Source organism: Streptomyces sp. NPDC012466 (assembly GCF_042955215.1).
Taxonomy (GTDB): Bacteria; Actinomycetota; Actinomycetes; order Streptomycetales; family Streptomycetaceae; genus Streptomyces.
Genome location: NZ_JBIBEQ010000010.1, coordinates 260,378 through 276,463, shown reverse-complemented (window position 1 = coordinate 276,463; position 16,086 = coordinate 260,378). Strand labels below are relative to the sequence as shown.

General features: G+C 72.1%; 17 protein-coding genes and 1 riboswitch. Of the genes, 9 read left to right on the top strand and 8 right to left on the bottom strand.

All coding sequences use genetic code 11. The features are described 5' to 3' along the window. The first annotated feature begins 57 nt into the window (after positions 1–57). Both ACFY9E_RS32665 and ACFY9E_RS32660 read left to right on the top strand, forming a co-directional pair. Entirely contained in the window at positions 58–1,410 is a 1,353-nt protein-coding gene (locus ACFY9E_RS32665; RefSeq protein WP_390990161.1) for a class II 3-deoxy-7-phosphoheptulonate synthase, read from the top strand. Positions 1,411–1,558: 148 nt separating this feature from the next. Then, positions 1,559–1,792 carry a (2Fe-2S)-binding protein gene (locus ACFY9E_RS32660; RefSeq protein ID WP_361307918.1) on the top strand — a complete coding sequence of 78 codons (234 nt, stop codon included), beginning with the start codon at positions 1,559–1,561 and terminating at the stop codon, positions 1,790–1,792. 19 nt (positions 1,793–1,811) lie between these two features. Here the strand turns inward: ACFY9E_RS32660 and bfr are convergent, their stop codons facing one another. Then, positions 1,812–2,288 carry a bacterioferritin gene (gene bfr, locus ACFY9E_RS32655; protein ID WP_184564361.1) on the bottom strand — a complete coding sequence of 159 codons (477 nt, stop codon included), beginning with the start codon at positions 2,286–2,288 and terminating at the stop codon, positions 1,812–1,814. 176 nt (positions 2,289–2,464) lie between these two features. Between bfr and ACFY9E_RS32650 the strand changes: the two genes are divergently transcribed. Beyond that, entirely contained in the window at positions 2,465–3,115 is a 651-nt protein-coding gene (locus ACFY9E_RS32650) for a molybdopterin-dependent oxidoreductase (protein ID WP_390990157.1), read from the top strand. 4 nt (positions 3,116–3,119) lie between these two features. On the opposite strand, the gene ACFY9E_RS32645 is transcribed toward ACFY9E_RS32650, so the two are convergent. The 5 genes from ACFY9E_RS32645 to thiO all read right to left on the bottom strand — a co-directional run bounded on the left by ACFY9E_RS32645 (position 3,120) and on the right by thiO (position 8,243). Further along, the gene (locus ACFY9E_RS32645) at positions 3,120–3,998 is read right to left on the bottom strand and encodes a deoxyribonuclease IV (RefSeq protein WP_390990154.1); all 879 of its coding nucleotides are present in this window, start codon (positions 3,996–3,998) and stop codon (positions 3,120–3,122) included. Between the two features lie 59 nt (positions 3,999–4,057). Further along, positions 4,058–5,980: a Stk1 family PASTA domain-containing Ser/Thr kinase gene (pknB, locus tag ACFY9E_RS32640; protein ID WP_390990151.1), complete on the bottom strand. Its 1,923-nt coding sequence runs from the start codon at positions 5,978–5,980 to the stop codon at positions 4,058–4,060. Between the two features lie 93 nt (positions 5,981–6,073). Continuing rightward, positions 6,074–6,871: a thiazole synthase gene (locus ACFY9E_RS32635; protein ID WP_390990148.1), complete on the bottom strand. Its 798-nt coding sequence runs from the start codon at positions 6,869–6,871 to the stop codon at positions 6,074–6,076. 2 nt (positions 6,872–6,873) lie between these two features. After that, the gene (gene thiS, locus ACFY9E_RS32630; RefSeq protein WP_390990145.1) at positions 6,874–7,074 is read right to left on the bottom strand and encodes a sulfur carrier protein ThiS; all 201 of its coding nucleotides are present in this window, start codon (positions 7,072–7,074) and stop codon (positions 6,874–6,876) included. Further along, complete coding sequence (thiO, locus tag ACFY9E_RS32625) at positions 7,071–8,243, bottom strand: glycine oxidase ThiO (protein WP_390990142.1); 1,173 nt, start codon at positions 8,241–8,243, stop codon at positions 7,071–7,073. The genes thiS and thiO overlap by 4 nt, the downstream gene beginning before the upstream one ends. Continuing rightward, a riboswitch (TPP riboswitch) is annotated at positions 8,241–8,352 on the bottom strand. (Overlaps the previous gene by 3 nt.) Before the next feature lie 52 nt (positions 8,353–8,404). On the opposite strand from thiO, the gene ACFY9E_RS32620 reads away from it, so the two are divergent. From ACFY9E_RS32620 to ACFY9E_RS32595, 6 genes are all read left to right on the top strand, one after another. After that, on the top strand, positions 8,405–8,755 hold the full coding sequence (locus tag ACFY9E_RS32620; RefSeq protein ID WP_390990140.1) for a hypothetical protein: 351 nt from the start codon (positions 8,405–8,407) through the stop codon (positions 8,753–8,755). Positions 8,756–8,787: 32 nt separating this feature from the next. Further along, entirely contained in the window at positions 8,788–10,029 is a 1,242-nt protein-coding gene (locus ACFY9E_RS32615) for an FAD-dependent oxidoreductase (RefSeq protein WP_390990137.1), read from the top strand. A gap of 111 nt (positions 10,030–10,140) precedes the next feature. After that, positions 10,141–10,506, top strand: a complete 366-nt coding sequence (locus tag ACFY9E_RS32610; RefSeq protein ID WP_031131943.1) for an Rv2175c family DNA-binding protein — start codon at positions 10,141–10,143, stop codon at positions 10,504–10,506. A 308-nt stretch (positions 10,507–10,814) separates the two neighbouring features. Beyond that, positions 10,815–11,471 carry a thiamine phosphate synthase gene (thiE, locus tag ACFY9E_RS32605; protein WP_390990134.1) on the top strand — a complete coding sequence of 219 codons (657 nt, stop codon included), beginning with the start codon at positions 10,815–10,817 and terminating at the stop codon, positions 11,469–11,471. Between the two features lie 98 nt (positions 11,472–11,569). Continuing rightward, positions 11,570–12,493, top strand: a complete 924-nt coding sequence (metF, locus tag ACFY9E_RS32600) for a methylenetetrahydrofolate reductase [NAD(P)H] (protein WP_390990131.1) — start codon at positions 11,570–11,572, stop codon at positions 12,491–12,493. A gap of 56 nt (positions 12,494–12,549) precedes the next feature. Continuing rightward, on the top strand, positions 12,550–13,485 hold the full coding sequence (locus tag ACFY9E_RS32595; RefSeq protein ID WP_390990128.1) for a hypothetical protein: 936 nt from the start codon (positions 12,550–12,552) through the stop codon (positions 13,483–13,485). 27 nt (positions 13,486–13,512) lie between these two features. On the opposite strand, the gene ACFY9E_RS32590 is transcribed toward ACFY9E_RS32595, so the two are convergent. Both ACFY9E_RS32590 and ACFY9E_RS32585 read right to left on the bottom strand, forming a co-directional pair. Then, positions 13,513–15,003 (bottom strand): FAD-dependent oxidoreductase, encoded by a 1,491-nt coding sequence (locus ACFY9E_RS32590; RefSeq protein WP_390990126.1) that lies wholly within the window; start codon positions 15,001–15,003, stop codon positions 13,513–13,515. Between the two features lie 451 nt (positions 15,004–15,454). After that, a complete protein-coding gene (locus tag ACFY9E_RS32585) occupies positions 15,455–16,084 on the bottom strand; it encodes a TetR family transcriptional regulator (RefSeq protein WP_390990124.1) in 630 nt (209 codons plus the stop codon). Positions 16,085–16,086 lie beyond the last annotated feature (2 nt).

Sequence of the window (16,086 nt, the reverse complement as noted above, 5' to 3'; positions counted from 1 at the left end):
GTCTCAATTGCTGGGCATGGGTCAGGACGCCCGACCCGACCCCGTAGTGTTGAGGTCGTGACCGTGAACGCTAAGACCAGCGCGAGTGCTGGCAACACCTGGCGAAACCTGCCCGCGGCGCAGCAGCCCGAGTACCCCGACACCGAGGCTCTGCGCGCAGTGATCGCGGACCTCGAGTCGTATCCGCCGCTCGTCTTCGCGGGCGAGTGCGACCAGCTGCGCGCCCGGATGGCGGCCGTCGCCAAGGGAGAGGCGTTCCTCCTCCAGGGCGGCGACTGCGCCGAGGCCTTCGACGCCGTGTCCGCGGACCACATCCGCAACAAGCTCAAGACCCTGCTCCAGATGGGCGCCGTGCTCACGTACGCCGCCTCGGTGCCGGTCGTGAAGGTCGGCCGCATCGCCGGCCAGTACTCCAAGCCGCGCTCCAAGGGGACCGAGACCCGCGACGGCGTGACGCTGCCGACGTACCGCGGCGACTCCGTCAACGGCTTCGAGTTCAACGAGAAGGCCCGCGTCCCGGACCCCGAGCGCCTGAAGCGGATGTACCACGCGTCCGCCTCCACGCTCAACCTGGTGCGCGCCTTCACCACCGGCGGCTACGCCGACCTGCGCCAGGTGCACGCCTGGAACCAGGACTTCGTGAAGTCGTCCCCTTCCGGCCAGCGCTACGAGCAGCTCGCCCGCGAGATCGACAACGCGCTGAACTTCATGCACGCCTGCGGGGTCGACCCGGAGGAGTTCAAGACCGTCGAGTTCTTCTCGTCGCACGAGGCGCTGCTGCTCGACTACGAGTCCGCCCTGACCAGGGTCGACTCCCGCACCGGGCAGCTGTACGACGTCTCGGCTCACATGGTGTGGATCGGTGAGCGCACCCGGCAGCTGGACCACGCGCACATCGAGTTCGCCTCGAAGATCCGCAACCCGATCGGCATCAAGCTGGGTCCGACGACCACCGCCGAGGACGCGCTGCAGTACATCGAGCGCCTCGACCCCGAGCGGGAGCCGGGCCGGCTGACCTTCATCGTCCGGATGGGCGCCGACAAGGTGCGTGACAAGCTCCCCGAGCTGGTCGAGAAGGTCACCGCCTCCGGTGCGACCGTGGCCTGGGTGACCGACCCGATGCACGGCAACACCTTCGAGGCGGCCTCCGGGCACAAGACCCGCCGCTTCGACGACGTGCTCGACGAGGTCAAGGGCTTCTTCGAGGTCCACAAGGCCCTCGGTACCCACCCGGGCGGCATCCACGTGGAGCTCACGGGCGACGACGTCACCGAGTGCGTGGGCGGCGGCGACGAGATCTTCGTCGACGATCTGCACCAGCGCTACGAGACGGCCTGTGACCCGCGGCTCAACCGCAGCCAGTCGCTCGACCTGGCGTTCCTCGTGGCCGAGATGTACAGGGACCAGTAACGGGTCCGCCTGTTACCGGGGCATGGACTGGGGCGCGGATCACACGATCCGCGCCCCTCTCCACTTTTGTGCTCCGGACCCGCCGGGTAAGGTTAGGTTAGCCTCACCGATCAACGGGGACGGCGCCAGAGAACGACCCCGTCGGGAGGTGAACCGCGTGTACGTCTGCAGTTGCTTCGGGATCACCGAGCAGCAGGTCAAGCAGCACGCGGACGGCGGCGCCTGCACTCCCCGCCAGATCGCCTCCGCCTGCAAGGCGGGCACGGACTGCGGGTCCTGTGTACGCCGCATCCAGGCGATCCTGGGCAGGGGATCCTGCCCCCGCCGCGATCTGGCCGACCGGGGCGAGCCGGTGCTCGCCGAACTGGAAGACGCCGCCTAGGGCGACAGGCCCTGGCCCGCTAGCTCGGCTGCTCGATCTGCTGAGCGATGTACAGCGCCTCGCCGAGCTTGTCGATCAGCTCCAGCTGCGTGTCCAGGTAGTCGATGTGGTGCTCCTCGTCCTCGAGGATCGACTCGAAGAGGTTCGCGGACGTGATGTCGCCCTTGCTGCGCATCACCTCGATGCCGCGCCTGAGGCGGTCGATCGCCTCGACCTCCACCTGGCGGTCCGCCTGGAACATCTCGGTGACCGTCTGGCCGACCCGCACGTGGAAGAGCCGCTGGTAGTTCGGCAGACCGTCCAGCATGAGGATGCGCTCGGTGATCTTGTCCGCGTGCTTCATCTCATCGATGGACTCTTCACGCGTGTACTTGGCGAGCTTGGTCCAGCCCTTGTTGTCCTGGATCCGGTAGTGCAGCCAGTACTGGTTGATCGCCGTCAGCTCGCCGGTCAACTGCTCATTCAGAAATTCGAGAACCTCGGGGTCGCCCTGCATCGCAGAGGCTCCTTCCACGCGGGGGGAACTGACAGGTTGCGCCGCATGATTCCACTGGTGAAGAAGATCGTCCAGTAAGTCTTCACTTAGTAAGTAAGGGCATGCTTAGTCGAGTTTGTCCGGTTTCGGAGTGGCCCCGGTCAGGGGCACCACCCGAGGTCTGTCAGGATGGAGTCATGGGTCAGCCGCTGGAACACGAATCGGGAGAAGGGCGCGATCCAGCAGGAGCGACGCAGCCCGAGCTGCCCCCGGGACAGCGGCTGCAACGCGGCTGGCCGGTCACGCACTACGGCCCCGTCCCCAAGTTCCGGCCCGAGCGCTGGGAGTTCCGGGTCTTCGGAGCCACCGCCGACGGCGGCAAGCACTGCTGGACCCACGAGGAGTTCACCGCTCTGCCCCACACCACCGTCGTGGCCGATCTGCACTGCGTCACGAAGTTCAGCATGCTGGGCGCGGAGTGGGGCGGCATCCCGGCGCGCACGATCCTCGACCTCGCCCCGCCCGCGGACGACGTCACCCATGTGATGGTGTGGGCCGAGTACGGATTCAGCTCCAACCTCCGGCTGTCCGACTTCGCCGACGAGCAGGTCCTGTTCGCCACCCACAAGGGCGGCGAGCTGCTCACCGCCGAGCACGGCTTCCCGCTGCGCCTGATCGTGCCCCACCTGTACGCCTGGAAGGGCCCCAAGTGGGTGCGCGGTGTGGAGTACATGACCGCCGACCGGCGGGGCTTCTGGGAGGAGCGCGGCTACCACAACATCGGCGACCCCTGGCAGGAGCAGCGCTACTCCTACCAGGAGGAGCCCGGGGACGGCCCCGGCGTCTGACGCCTCAGCCGTCGCGCAGCTTCTTCAGCCGCTCCACGTCCCCGGCGTGCCCCTGCTTGCCGCCCGGCGTCTCGATGATCAGCGGCACCCCCTCGGTCGCGGGGTGCGTCATCAGGGCCCGGAACGGGTCCTCCCCGATGTGGCCGACGCCGATGTTCTCGTGCCGGTCCTTGTGCGCGCCCACCACGTCTTTGGAGTCGTTGGCGTGGATCAGCTTCAGCCGGCCCTCGCCCACCGTGTCCACCAGAAGATCCAGCGTCCGGTGCATACCGCTCGGGCCGGTCAGGTCGTGCCCGGCGGCGAAGATGTGGCAGGTGTCCAGGCACACGCCGAGCATCGGGTGGGCGTCCAGCGCCTCGAAGTACGGGCCGAAGTCCCAGGTCCGTGAGCACAGGGAGGCGCCCTGGCCGGCCGTCGACTCCAGCAGCAGGAACGGGTCGTCGTCGTGGGTCAGCTCGTCCAGCAGCGGCAGGAGGTGCTCCCGGACCTGCTTCAGCGCCACCGACCGCTCGCGGCCGCCGGTCGCGCTGCCGGTGTGCACGACCACGCCCAGCGCCCCGATCTCCCGCGCGCGCCGCAGCGAGTGCCGCAGCGACTCCACCGAGCGCTCCACGGTCGCCTCGGTGTGCGAGCCGAAGTTGATCAGGTAGGGGGCGTGCACATAGGCCGGGATCGACTCGGCCGCGCAGGCCGCGCGGAAGGCCTCGTCCTGCTTCGGGTTTCCGGCCGGCGTGGCCCAGCCGCGCGGATTGGCGACGAAGACCTGAACGGTCTCCGCCTTCAGGTCACGGGCGTACGACAGACCTACGGAGTGGAGCCCACCGGCCACGGGGACGTGGCCGCCGACGGGGTTGCGGGGAGGGCCGGACAGCGGATTGTTCACCCGTTCAGGGTGTCATGCGCCCGGCCCCGTCCCGTCCACGGGCTCCCTGCCCGCGTCGGTCACCTGATCTTGATGGTGATCGTCGAGCCCTTGGGCGCGGTCTCGCCGCCCTCGACCGACTGGCCCTTGACGGTGTCGCCGAACAGGCCGAGCAGGCCGCGGTCCTCCTTGACCTGGAACCCGGCGGCCTCCAGCGCCTTCCTCGCGTCGTCCACGCTGTCGCCGACCACGTCCGGGACCTCGATCATCTCGGGGCCCTTGGACACCGTCAGCGTCACGGTGGTGCCCTCGGCGACCCGCCTGTCGGCCTTCGGGGACTGCGCCGCGACCTGGCCCTTGTCGAACTCGTCCGAGGTGACCTGCCGGGGCGAGACCTTCACGCTCAGACCGGCCTCCTGCAGCTCCGCCCAGGCGTCCTCCTCGCTCTCACCGGTGACGTCGGGGACGTCGACCGGGGTGCCCTTGCTGACGACGAGAGCGATCGCCGAGCCTGCCCGTCGCTCGGTGCCGGCGGCGGGCTTCGTGCTGATCACGTAACCCTTGTCCATGTCCTCGCTGAACTCCTGCGTGACCATGCCGGGCTCCAAGCCGTCCGACCTCAGCCGCTCCTTGGCCCGGGCCAGTCGATCTCCCGCCACATCCGGCACGTTCACCGTCTCCGGGCCGTCGGAGATGGTGAACGACACGGAGTCGTTGACGCGGATACGGGCACCCGGCCCGGGGTTGCTGCCGATGATCGTGCCGCGCTCGACGGTGTCGCTGTGGGCGTGGCTGACCTCGCCGACCTTGAGCCCGGCCTCCTCCAGCTGGTCCCTGGCCTGCGCCTCGGACTTCGTCAGCAACGCCGGGACCTTGGTGAACTGTCCGGAGTTGATGTACCAGACGCCCGCGCCGACGCCGAGGACCAGCAGCAGGGCGACGACGATCGAGACCACGCCGCGCCGCGGCAGGCGCCGCCCGGGTGGTGGGGGAGGCGGTGTCTCCAGCCGGCTGGTGCGGAGCACCTCCGGCTCGGCGTCCTCGTCGACGGGCAGCAGGCGCGGCACCGTCAGCGAGCGCGGGATCACGCTCGTACGGTCGTCGGCGTTGTCGTGCTCCAGGGTGACCGCCTGCGGCGGCAGTGCGTCCAGCTGGTCCGCGCCCAGCCGCTCGCGCGACTGACGGGTCTGCGCCAGCAGCGCCACGGCGTCGTAGGGGCGCAGGTCGGGGTTGCGGGCGGTCGCCGACGCGACCAGCTCGTCCAGCTCGTACGCCAGCCCCGGCACCGACGCCGAGGGCGGCGGGACGTCCTCGTGGAGGTGCTTGTACAGGATGACGGCGGGGGAGTCCCCGTCGTGCGGCTTGTCGCCGGTCAGCATCTCGAACAGCATCACGCCGCACGCGTACACGTCGACGCGGGGGTCGGCGGTGCCGTTCTCTATCTGCTCGGGGGCGAGGTACGAGACCGTGCCGAGAACGGTGCCGGTGGTGTTCGTCACCGTGTCCACGGCCCGGACGAGACCGAAGTCGGCGACCTTGACCCGGCCGTCGTCCCCTATCAGGACGTTCTCCGGCTTCATGTCGCGGTGCACGAACCCGGCGCGGTGCGCGGCGCCCAGCGCGGCCAGCACCGGCTCCAGGATGTCCAGGGCGGCCCGCGGCTGCAGGGCCCCGCGCTCGCGCAGCACGTCCCGCAGGGTGCAGCCCGCGACGTACTCCATCGCCAGGTACACGTACGAGCCGTCGGCGCCCTGGTCGAAGACCTGCACCACGTTCGGGTGCGCCAGCCGGGCCACGGACTTCGCCTCGCGGATGAACCGCTCGACGAACGAGGCGTCGACCGCGAGCGAGGGGTGCATCACCTTGAGCGCGAGGACCCGGTCGAGCCGGGTGTCCACGGCCCGGTAGACCGTGGCCATCCCGCCGACCGCGATCCGCGCGTCGACGCGATACCGGCCGTCGAGCACCTGCCCGACCAAGGGGTCCTGAAGGGTCGTGTCCACGCAGGCGAGTGTACGAGTCACCACCGACGGCCCCGTCCCCCCGCCGGATTTCGAGGCGGGACTGCAGCCGACCTGTGACGTGTGCCCCGCCGGCTACCGGAAAGCGGGCCGTTCCGGATCCAGCGCGGCCCTCCCCTCCACCGGAGACGACGCCTGCGCGAAGTGCCGCCGGGGGATCCGCCCCGCCCGGTACGCCAGCCGCCCCGCCTCCACGGCGTGCCGCATCGCGTCGGCCATCAGCACGGGCTCCTGCGCCCGTGTCACCGCCGAGGCGAGCATCACACCCGCACACCCCAGCTCCATCGCCAGCGCCGCGTCCGAGGCCGTCCCCGCGCCCGCGTCCAGGATCACCGGCACGCGCGCGTGCTCCACGATCAGCTGGAAGTTGTGCGGGTTGCGGATCCCGAGCCCGGAGCCGATCGGCGAGCCCAGCGGCATGATCGCCGCGCAGCCGACGTCCTCCAGCTTCCGTGCCAGCACCGGGTCGTCGTTGGTGTACGGCAGCACCGTGAACCCGTCGTCGACCAGGGTCTCGGCCGCGTCCAGCAGTTCGATCGGATCCGGCAGCAGGGTGCGCTCGTCGGCGATGACCTCCAGCTTGATCAGGTCGGTGCCGAGGGCCTCGCGCGCGAGGCGGGCCGTGAGGACGGCCTCCCCGGCGGTGAAGCAGCCCGCCGTGTTGGGCAGCACCCGGATGCCGAGCTTGTCCAGGACGGACAGCACCGAGCCGTGCACCGAGGCGTTCACGCGGCGCATCGCGACGGTCGTCAGCTCCGTCCCGGACGCCACCAGCGACCGCTCCAGGACATCGAGACTGGGCGCCCCGCCCGTGCCCATGATCAGGCGGGACGTGAAGGACGTGCCACCGAGGACAAACGGATCGTCGGCCATGGTCAGCCTCCTTGGACGGCGGTGAGGACTTCCACGCGGTCTCCCTCGGCCAGGGGCGTGGAGGGCCACTCGATGCGCGGGACGACGGTTTCGTTGAGGGCGGCGGCCACGCCCGAGGACGAGGCGGTGAGCGACCTCACGACGGTGTCGAGAGCCGTGCCGGGCCGGACGTCCCGGGGCTCCCCGTTGACGGAGATGTTCATACGGGCTGCTCCGTGAGTGCGGTGGCGGGGCTGAAGCGCTTCGGCGTGAAGGGCCGGGCCTCCTCGGGGAGTTCGCCCGTCGCCAGGACGTGCGCCAGGGCGTCGCCGGTCACCGGCGTGAGCAGGACGCCGTTGCGGTAGTGCCCGGTGGCCAGCGACAGACCCTCCAGGCCGGTCGGGCCGAGCAGCGGCGCGTTGTCGGGGGAGCCGGGGCGCAGCCCGGCCCGGGTCTCGGTGAGCGGCAGTTCGGTGATGCCGGGGACCAGTTCGTGCGCGTCCCGCAGCAGCTCGTAGACGCCGCCCGCGGTCACGGTGGTGTCCCAGCCCAGCTCCTCGCTGGTCGCCCCGATGACGAGTTCGCCGCTCGCGCGCGGCACCAGGTAGACGTGGCTGCCGCGCACCACCGCGCGCACCGTCCGGCTCAGGAACAGCCCGTGCCGGTGCGGCATCGTCAACCGCACGACCTGCCCCTTCACCGGGCGCACGGGAGGCAGCACATCTTGCGGGACACCCGCGAGCCGCCCACTGAGGCTGCCCCCGGCGAGCACCACCTGCCCGGCGGCCGGCGCGCTCCCGTCGGCCAGGACGACACCCGCGGCCCGGTCCCGTACGACGGTCAGCCGCTCCGCCCACGCCCGGTGGAAGACCACGCCCGCCCGCTCGCACGCGGCCACCAGGGCCCCGGCCAGCCGCCGCGGGTCGATCTGGTGATCACCGTCGACCCGGAGCCCGCCGCGCACGCCCGGCGCGAGCATCGGCTCCAGGCGCCGGCACTCGCGCCCCGACAGCCACTGCGAGTCCAGCCCCGACTGCTGCTGAAGGGCGTGCAGTTCGCGCAGGTGGGCCCGGTCGTCGGCGTCCAGGGCCACGGCGAGCGTGCCGCAGCGGCGGTAGCCGAGGTCCTGGCCGGTCAGCTCGGTGAGCTCGGCGGCGAAGTCCGGGTAGCGCCGGGCGGAGGCGAGGTTCAGGCCGAGCAGGGTCTGCTCGCCGTAGTGCAGTTCCGTGACGGCGGCCAGCATGCCGGCCGCCACCTGTGCGGCTCCGCCGCCCGGCTCGGGGTCCACGACGGCGGTGGCGAACCCGCGTTGCGCGGCCCGCCAGGCCGTCACCAGGCCGATGATCCCGCCCCCGATGACCAGGACGTCTGATGTGGTGGACGTAGGCGACATGGGCGTCCAGCCCCTCCCTTCGCCGGCATGACCCGGATCAGGTTCGTACGGTCGGAGGCCGCCAGCCTCCCTCTCAGCCCGGTGCGTCCGGGCTCCCGCGAGTGCTTTACGTTGGCCACCCTAGCCCGATGCCGCATGCCGCAGTAAGGGAGCCTCCGCCCATGGCCCGATCCCTCGACGGTCTCGTCCTCGCCCCGGTCGCCGACCAGGCACCAGGTCAGGTGGGCACCCGCACCCGGTTCACGTACCACGAGCGGCAGGGCGAGATCTGGGCCGAGTACAGCGGCGGCGACGTCGTACGGGGGCATCTCGTGGGTACCCGGGAAGGTGACCGGCTGGACTTCCGGTACGTCCAGCTCAAGCGGGACGGCACCACGTCCTCGGGGCACTGCGTCTCGGCGGTCGTGGAGCTGCCCGACGGGCGGGTGCGGCTGGAGGAGACCTGGGAGTGGGAGTCCCAGCGGGGCGACGGCACGAGCGTTGTGGAGCAGGTCACGGCGCATGAGCACTGACTGACCATCCGTCAGGTGTCTATGGTGATCAGGTGAGCGAGCAGACGCAGGAACCAGGTTCGTCCGCGCCCCGGCGCGTTGTCGTGGCGGGCGCGGGCATGGCCGGGGTGCAGACCGCCGTCGCACTGCGCGAGCAGGGCTTCCCCGGCGATGTGATCCTGATCGGCGCCGAGCCCCACCAGCCCTACGACCGGCCGCCGTTGTCCAAGGCCGTCCTGCTCGGCAAGTCCGAGGGCTCGGCCTTCGACGTCGACTTCGAAGCCCTCGGCATCGAACTGCGGCTCGGCTGCGAGGTGCTGGGCCTGCGCCCCGCCGACCACGAGCTGGACACCGAGGACGGGCCCGTGCCCTACGACGTCCTGGTCGTCGCGACCGGCGCCGAACCGGTCCGGCTGCCCGGCGCGGAGGGCGTGCCCGGCGTGCATCTGCTGCGCACCCTCGACGACGCCGAGCGGCTGCGCCCGGTACTGGCCCGCCGGCACGACATCGTGGTCGTCGGCGCGGGCTGGATCGGCGCGGAGTTCGCCACCGCCGCGCGCGAGGCGGGCTGCGCGGTGACCGTCGTGGAGGCCGCCGAACGGCCGCTCGCCGGGGCGCTGCCCGCCGAGGTCGCCGCCCCGATGGCCGGCTGGTACGCCGACGCGGGCGCCGTACTGCGGACGCACGCGCGCGTGGAGCGCGTCGAGCCGGGCGCCGTGCTCCTCGACGACGGCACACGGCTGCCCGCGGGCGCGGTCGTCGTCGGCATCGGCGCCCGCCCCGCCACGGCCTGGCTGGCCGGCTCCGGCATCGCGCTCGGCGCCCACACCGAGATCCTGGCCGACGAGCATCTGCGCACGTCCGTACCGGACGTGTACGCGGTCGGCGACTGCGCCTCCTTCCCCTCCGGGCGCTACGGCGAGCGCCTGCTGGTCCACCACTGGGACAACGCCCTCCAGGGGCCGCGCACGGTCGCCGCGAACATCGCCGGCCGGGCCACGGGGGAGACACCGGCGGTGTACGACCCGGTGCCCTACTTCTGGTCCGAGCAGTTCGGGCGCTTCGTCCAGTACGCCGGGCACCACGCCGCCGCGGACACGACCCTGTGGCGGGGCGACCCCTCCGGACCGGCCTGGACGGTGTGCTGGCTGCGCGGTGAACGGCTGGTCGCGCTGCTGGCGGTCGGCCGGCCGCGGGACCTGGCACAGGGCCGACGCCTGATCGAGTCGGGCGCGCAGATGAATCCGGTACTGCTGGCGGATCCGGCCAGGCCCCTGAAGGCCGCGACGGCGTAGGCGCCGGGGCCGTTGCGCGGGGCCGGGGGCGGCGCTGCCGGACCCGGCGCGTCCGCCCGGGTGGACGGGGCCGACTTCCGACTGTCAGTGGCGAATGGCAGGCTTGTTTCCGTGACCGAGATTGACGCAAAGATCGATGCTCTCGTCCCCGCCTGGCTCACCCTCCCCGACATCGCCGAACAGTTCGGTGTCGAGGTGACGCGTGTGCGGCAGCTGGTCAAGGACGGCCAGCTCATCGCCGTACGCCGCGGTGAGAACCGCGCGCTGCACGTCCCCGCCGCCTTCATCGACGGGGACAAGGTCGTCAAGGGCCTGTCCGGGACCTTGACGCTCCTGCGGGACGACGGCTTCACGGACGAAGAGATGCTGGAGTGGCTCTTCACCCCGGACCCCAGCCTGCCCGGCACCCCCGCGCAGGCGCTCAGCGAGAATCGCGGCACGGAGGTGAAGCGCCGCGCCCAGGCGCTCGCGGTCTGACCCGGGCCGCGACGGACAACCGTCCGGTGCCGTGTGAGCGGGGCCGGGCCTGAACAACCGCCCGACGTGGGGGCCGTGGCCCAGGGGTCACGGCCCGGGGGCGGCTCGCGCCCGTCCGGGGCGTGGGCGTACCCGGCCGGGCCGGGGCGGGCGTAAGGTGCCCGGGGCGTTCGCCGCGGGACACCCGTGCCGGGCGGGGACGCTCCCGCGCCCCGCCCCGCCGGCACCCGGGCGGACGCACCCGCATGCCGCTGACGCGCGTACGGGCCGGCCACGCCCGCACGCCATCGACACCCTGGGGGACACGCATGACCGGCACCGCCGCCACCGCACGGGCCCAGCTCGCCGACGCCCGCGTCTACCTCTGCACCGACGCGCGCAAGCGGCAGGGCGACCTCGGGGAGTTCCTCGACGCCGTGCTGGCCGGCGGGGTCGACATCGTGCAGTTGCGCGACAAGGGCATGGAGGCGGGCGAGGAGCTGGAGCACCTGGCCGTCTTCGCCGACGCCTGTGCCCGGCACGGCAAGCTCCTCGCGGTCAACGACCGTGCGGACGTCGCCCACGCCGCCGGCTCCGACGTCCTGCACCTCGGCCAGGGCGATCTCCCGGTCCCCGCGGCCCGCGCGCTCCTCGGCGACGACATCCTGATCGGCCGCTCCACCCACGCCGAGTCCGAGGCCGCCGCGGCCGCCGTCCAGCAGGGCGTGGACTACTTCTGCACCGGCCCGTGCTGGCCGACCCCCACCAAGCCCGGCCGCCACGCCCCCGGCCTGGATCTCGTCCGCTCCACCGCCGCCCTCGGCACCGACCGCCCCTGGTTCGCCATCGGCGGCATCGACCTCGGCAACCTCGACCAGGTCCTGGCAGCCGGCGCCCGGCGGGTCGTCGTCGTCCGGGCGATCACCGAGGCCGACGACCCGGGGGCCGCGGCGGCCGAGTTCGCGAAGCGGCTGCGGGGACAGTAGTCGGGACGGTTTGTCCAAGGGATGGACAACAAGTGGACAATCCGGGCAAATGTCGGTCCCCGGTTGGGGGACCGACCGCCCCTGGCTAACCTGCCGGTATGGCCCTCGGCACCGCATCCATCAGGTCGGACCACGCGCGCACCGTCCGCGACATGCTCGCGGCCGGCAAGACGACGTACTCCTTCGAGTTCTACGCCCCCAAGACCCCGAAGGGCGAGCGGAACCTGTGGAACGCGCTGCGCCGTGTCGAGGCGGTGGCGCCCGACTTCGTCTCCGTGACCTACGGCGCGGGCGGTTCCACCCGGGCGGGCACGGTCAAGGCGACCGAGGCGATCGCCTCCGACACCACCCTCACCCCGATCGCCCACCTCACCGCGGTCGACCACTCGGTGGCCGACCTGCGCAACATCATCGGCCAGTACGCCGACGCCGGGATCCGCAACATGCTCGCCCTGCGCGGTGACCCGCCCGGCGACCCGATGGGCGACTGGGTCCCGCACCCCCGGGGCCTCGCCTACGCCGCCGAACTCGTCGAGCTGATCAAGGCGTCCGGCGACTTCTGTGTGGGCGTCGCCGCCTTCCCGGCGATGCACCCCCGCTCCGCCGACTGGGACACCGACGTCCGCCACTTCGTCGACAAGTGCCGAGCGGGCGCGGACTACGCCATCACGCAGATGTTCTTCCAGCCGGAGGACTATCTCCGGCTGCGCGACCGGGTCTCGGCCGCCGGCTGTGACACCCCGATCATTCCCGAGGTCATGCCGATCGCGAGCGTGAAGACGCTGGAGCGGATCGGGTCCCTCACCAACGCCGTGTTCCCCGCCGCCCTGAAAGAGCGGATCCTCACAGCAAAAGACGATCCGGCCGCTGTACGCTCCATTGGGATCGAATTCGCCACGGAGTTCTGTGCGCGGCTGCTCGCCGAAGGCGTGCCCGGCCTGCACTTCATCACGCTCAACAACTCCACCGCGACACTGGAGATCTACGAGAACCTGGGCCTGCACCACTCATCGCAGGCCTAGACCGTTCGCACCGGTATACGACACACTGCGTAACGGCCACTGGGAGAGGGGCGTACATGGGCTGGGCGGTCCTCTACATCGCGTTCGGCATCGTCGCGCTGTGGCTGCTGGGTGAGGTGCTGCTGCAGTACAAGGCGCGGCTGCGCTGGCGGCTGCTGGCCTTCGCCGGGTTCCTCGGTGTCGTCGTCGGTGTCCTGATCCCGTCGGTCGTCGTCATCGGACTGGGCGCCGCCGCCTTCGCGGTCGGGCAGACCTACGTCACCCTGTCGTTCCGCAGCGGCTTCGCGGCCGGCTGGGCGATGAACGCGCCCGCGCTGGGCGGCAGCAAGCGCCGCCGCGGGGAGCGCGGCCGCCAGGAGCCGACCCTGGAGGTCTCCGGGCTGGAGGCCGAGGGCGGCCACGACGACGAGGCCGGCGCCTACCGCCACGACCCCGCCGCCTACGGCGAGGACGACGACTACGACCGCGACGACGTCTTCACCCCGGCGCGTCCGGCCCACCAGCCGACGTCCGCCGAGACCACCGCCGTCTACGAGCCGCAGCCCATGCCCGAGGACACCGGCTCCTACGGCGTCTACGCCAACGGGTACCAGGCCGGGGGGCAGCAGCCCCACGACCAGTACGCCGCCCAGGCCGCCGACCAGTCCTACACCTACGACCACTCCGGCTACGGCCAGCAGCAGGGCTACGACGCCACCGGTCAGCAGCAGTACGCCGCCTACTCCGACCCGTACATCGGCTCGTCGAACTACGGCCAGGCCTCGTACGACACCTCGTACGGCGACCAGCAGTACTACAGCCAGCAGGGCTACGGCCAGGACCAGTACGCCGGCACCTACGGCGGCGAGACCCCGCCCGGCGGGGTGTGGGTCCCACAGCAGCGCGACACCGACGAGTACGGGCAGGAGCTGCCGCCCGAGCAGCCGTACCCCTATCAGGGGGGCGGACAGCAGCCGCAGGGGAACGGGTTCGACGAGCAGTACCGTTTCTGAAGCCCGAACCCCGCCGGGGGGCGTTGTTCACTGCGAGCCGCGGAACTCCGGGCCCTCCACGATCAGTCCCGCCACCAGCGCGCCCGACATACCCGCGTGCGGCAGTCCGCCGCCGGGGTGGGACCAGCCGCCCACGGTGAACAGGCCAGGCACCCGCGTGCTGTTGGACGGATGCAGCAGCCGTCCGCCGGCCGCCGCCAGGGCCGGGACGGGGACCGCCCCGCCCTCCGCTCCCGTCGCGTCCGCGATGTCCGCCGGGGTGCGCACCTCACGCCAGAGGAGCCGGTCGCGCAGGCCGGGCACGGCGCGCTCGGCGACGGTGAGCATGTGGTCGGCGAGGTCGTCGTGAGGCCGGCCGGGCCGCGCGGGCACCACCGTCGTGAGGGTGACCGCCTCGTGGTCCGCCGGGGCCAGACGCGGATCGTCGGGCCGTAGCACCGCGACCGTGGGACTCGGATTCCCGGCCGCCGTGCCGAACAGGGCGTCCAACTCGGCCTCCCGGTCCCCGCTGTGCACCACCGTGCGGTGTGCCGTGCCCTCGGGGCGGGCGCCGCGCAGGGCCAGCAGGAGAGTCAGCCGGGCGGTCGCCGCGGGCTGCGGGGGCACCTCGCCCTCGCCCCGTACGGCGGTTCCCGCCGTCAACCGGTCCAGGATGCCGGGCGCGACGCCGGCGACCACGAAGTCCGCCTCCGCGACCGACCCGTCGGCGAGTTCCACCCCCGACACCCGGCCGTCCTTCTCCAGCACGCCGGTGACGTCGGCACCGAAGTGGAACTCGACCCTCCGGGCCAGGCACCGCTCGTACACCGCCCGTGCCAGCTCGCGCAGACCGCCGCGCACGTACCAGGTGCCGAAGGCGTGCTCCATGTACGGCAGTACGGCCGCGCTCGCCGGGGCGAGCCGGGGATCCAGGCCGTACAGGAGGGCGTGGCTCTCCAGGAGTGCCGCGAGCCGGGGGTCGCGCAACTCCCAGGCGCCGATCTCGGCGAGTGTGCCGGCCCGCCGGGTGCGCAGCAGCCGCCTGTGAGGGACCGACGGGTAGGGCTCGCGCTCGCCCAGCACCTGCCAGTCGGGCCACAGCGGCTCCTCCAGCAGCGGCCGCCGGGTGCGGTCCCAGGCCTCGCGGGCCCGGACCAGGAAGTCGCCCCAGCGCTGCCCGGCACCCGCGCCGAGCCCCTCGTCCAGGGCGGCGACGACGCCCGCGCGCGAGGCGTTGGGCAGCGACACCTCGGTGCCGTCCGCGAACACGTGACGGGACGACGGGTCGACCTGGACGAGCTCGACGCTGGACTCCAGGGGCTCCTTGCCGGTCTTGACGAACAGGTCGCGGTACACGGCCGGCAGCGGGAGCAGGGCGGGGCCCGTGTCGAAGGAGAACCCCTCACGCTCGAAGCGGCGCAGGGCTCCGCCGTAGGTGTCCGTCCGTTCGTACACCGCCACCCGGTGGCCCGCGACGGCCAGCCGGGCGGCAGCCGTCAGCGCGCCCATCCCGGCGCCGATCACCACAATCCGTGCCATGCCAGGGACTTTAGCGGCCCCCTCCGGCAGTCTCCGCGGACAGGCCCCTCCGGCGGCCCTCCCGGCGGCCTCCGAGTACGGGCGCGGAGGTGATCGTGACCAGCCGGTCGCGGAGCGTTCTGGGGCCGCGTGCGCAGGACTGAGTATCCGTACCTAGCCGGGGAGTTGAGTACGGGCGCGGATGGGGGACGACCTGCGCGGACGAGAGAGTGGAGACACGGAGAGGGGCTCGGCTCCGGCACCGGCGACACGGGGCGCCGGAGCGGGGGCCGGCCCACGATCCGCTCCTTCCGCCGGCGGTGTCGGCGGGAGCGAGGCACGGGGGAGTACCGGGGGACGACCGAACGGGGGTCGTGCGGGGGGAACGCACGGGGGAGCACGGAAGGCGCCGGTTCGGTGTGGCCCGCGGGGGACGCGGCCACACCGGACCGGCGCCTTCATGCCGGCGCGCTCAGCGGCAGCCGCTCACCCGTCCCTGGAGCAGCCGGGACAGGGCCGCGTGGACGTCGTCCAGGGAGCGTTCCGCCTGGAAGGACTTCCAGTCGAGGGCCGCCACCAGAACCATGCCGACCAGCGCGGACGCCGTCAGCGAGATGTCGATCTCCTCGCTGAACTCGCCGCCCGCCACACCGTCGCGCAGGACGTCCTCCACGACCGCGACGGCCTGCTGCCGGACCACCATCAGCGTGGACTGCCAGGTCCGGTTGGTGCGCCACAGCTCGGCCACGTACAGCTGGGTGAAGGCCGGGTAGCGGTCGATGAAGACCAGCCCCGCACGGATCATCGCGTCGAGGGCGTCGACCTTGGTGCCGCCCTCCCGCTCGGTCCGCTCGGCCGCTTCCCGCAGGGAGGCGGTCAGCAGACCCACTCCGTGCCGCAGCAGTTCCTCGAAGAGGACGGACTTGCTCGCGAAGTTGTAATAGACCGTGCCCTTCGCGACCCCGGCACGCTCGGCGATCTCGTCCACGGTCGTGGCGGAGAACCCCTGCTCGGCGATGAGCGTGACGGCCGCTTCGTAGAGCTTTTGCCGGGTGGCCTCGCGGCGCGTGCTGCCGCCCGACGCGGCACTGCTGCTTTCCATGG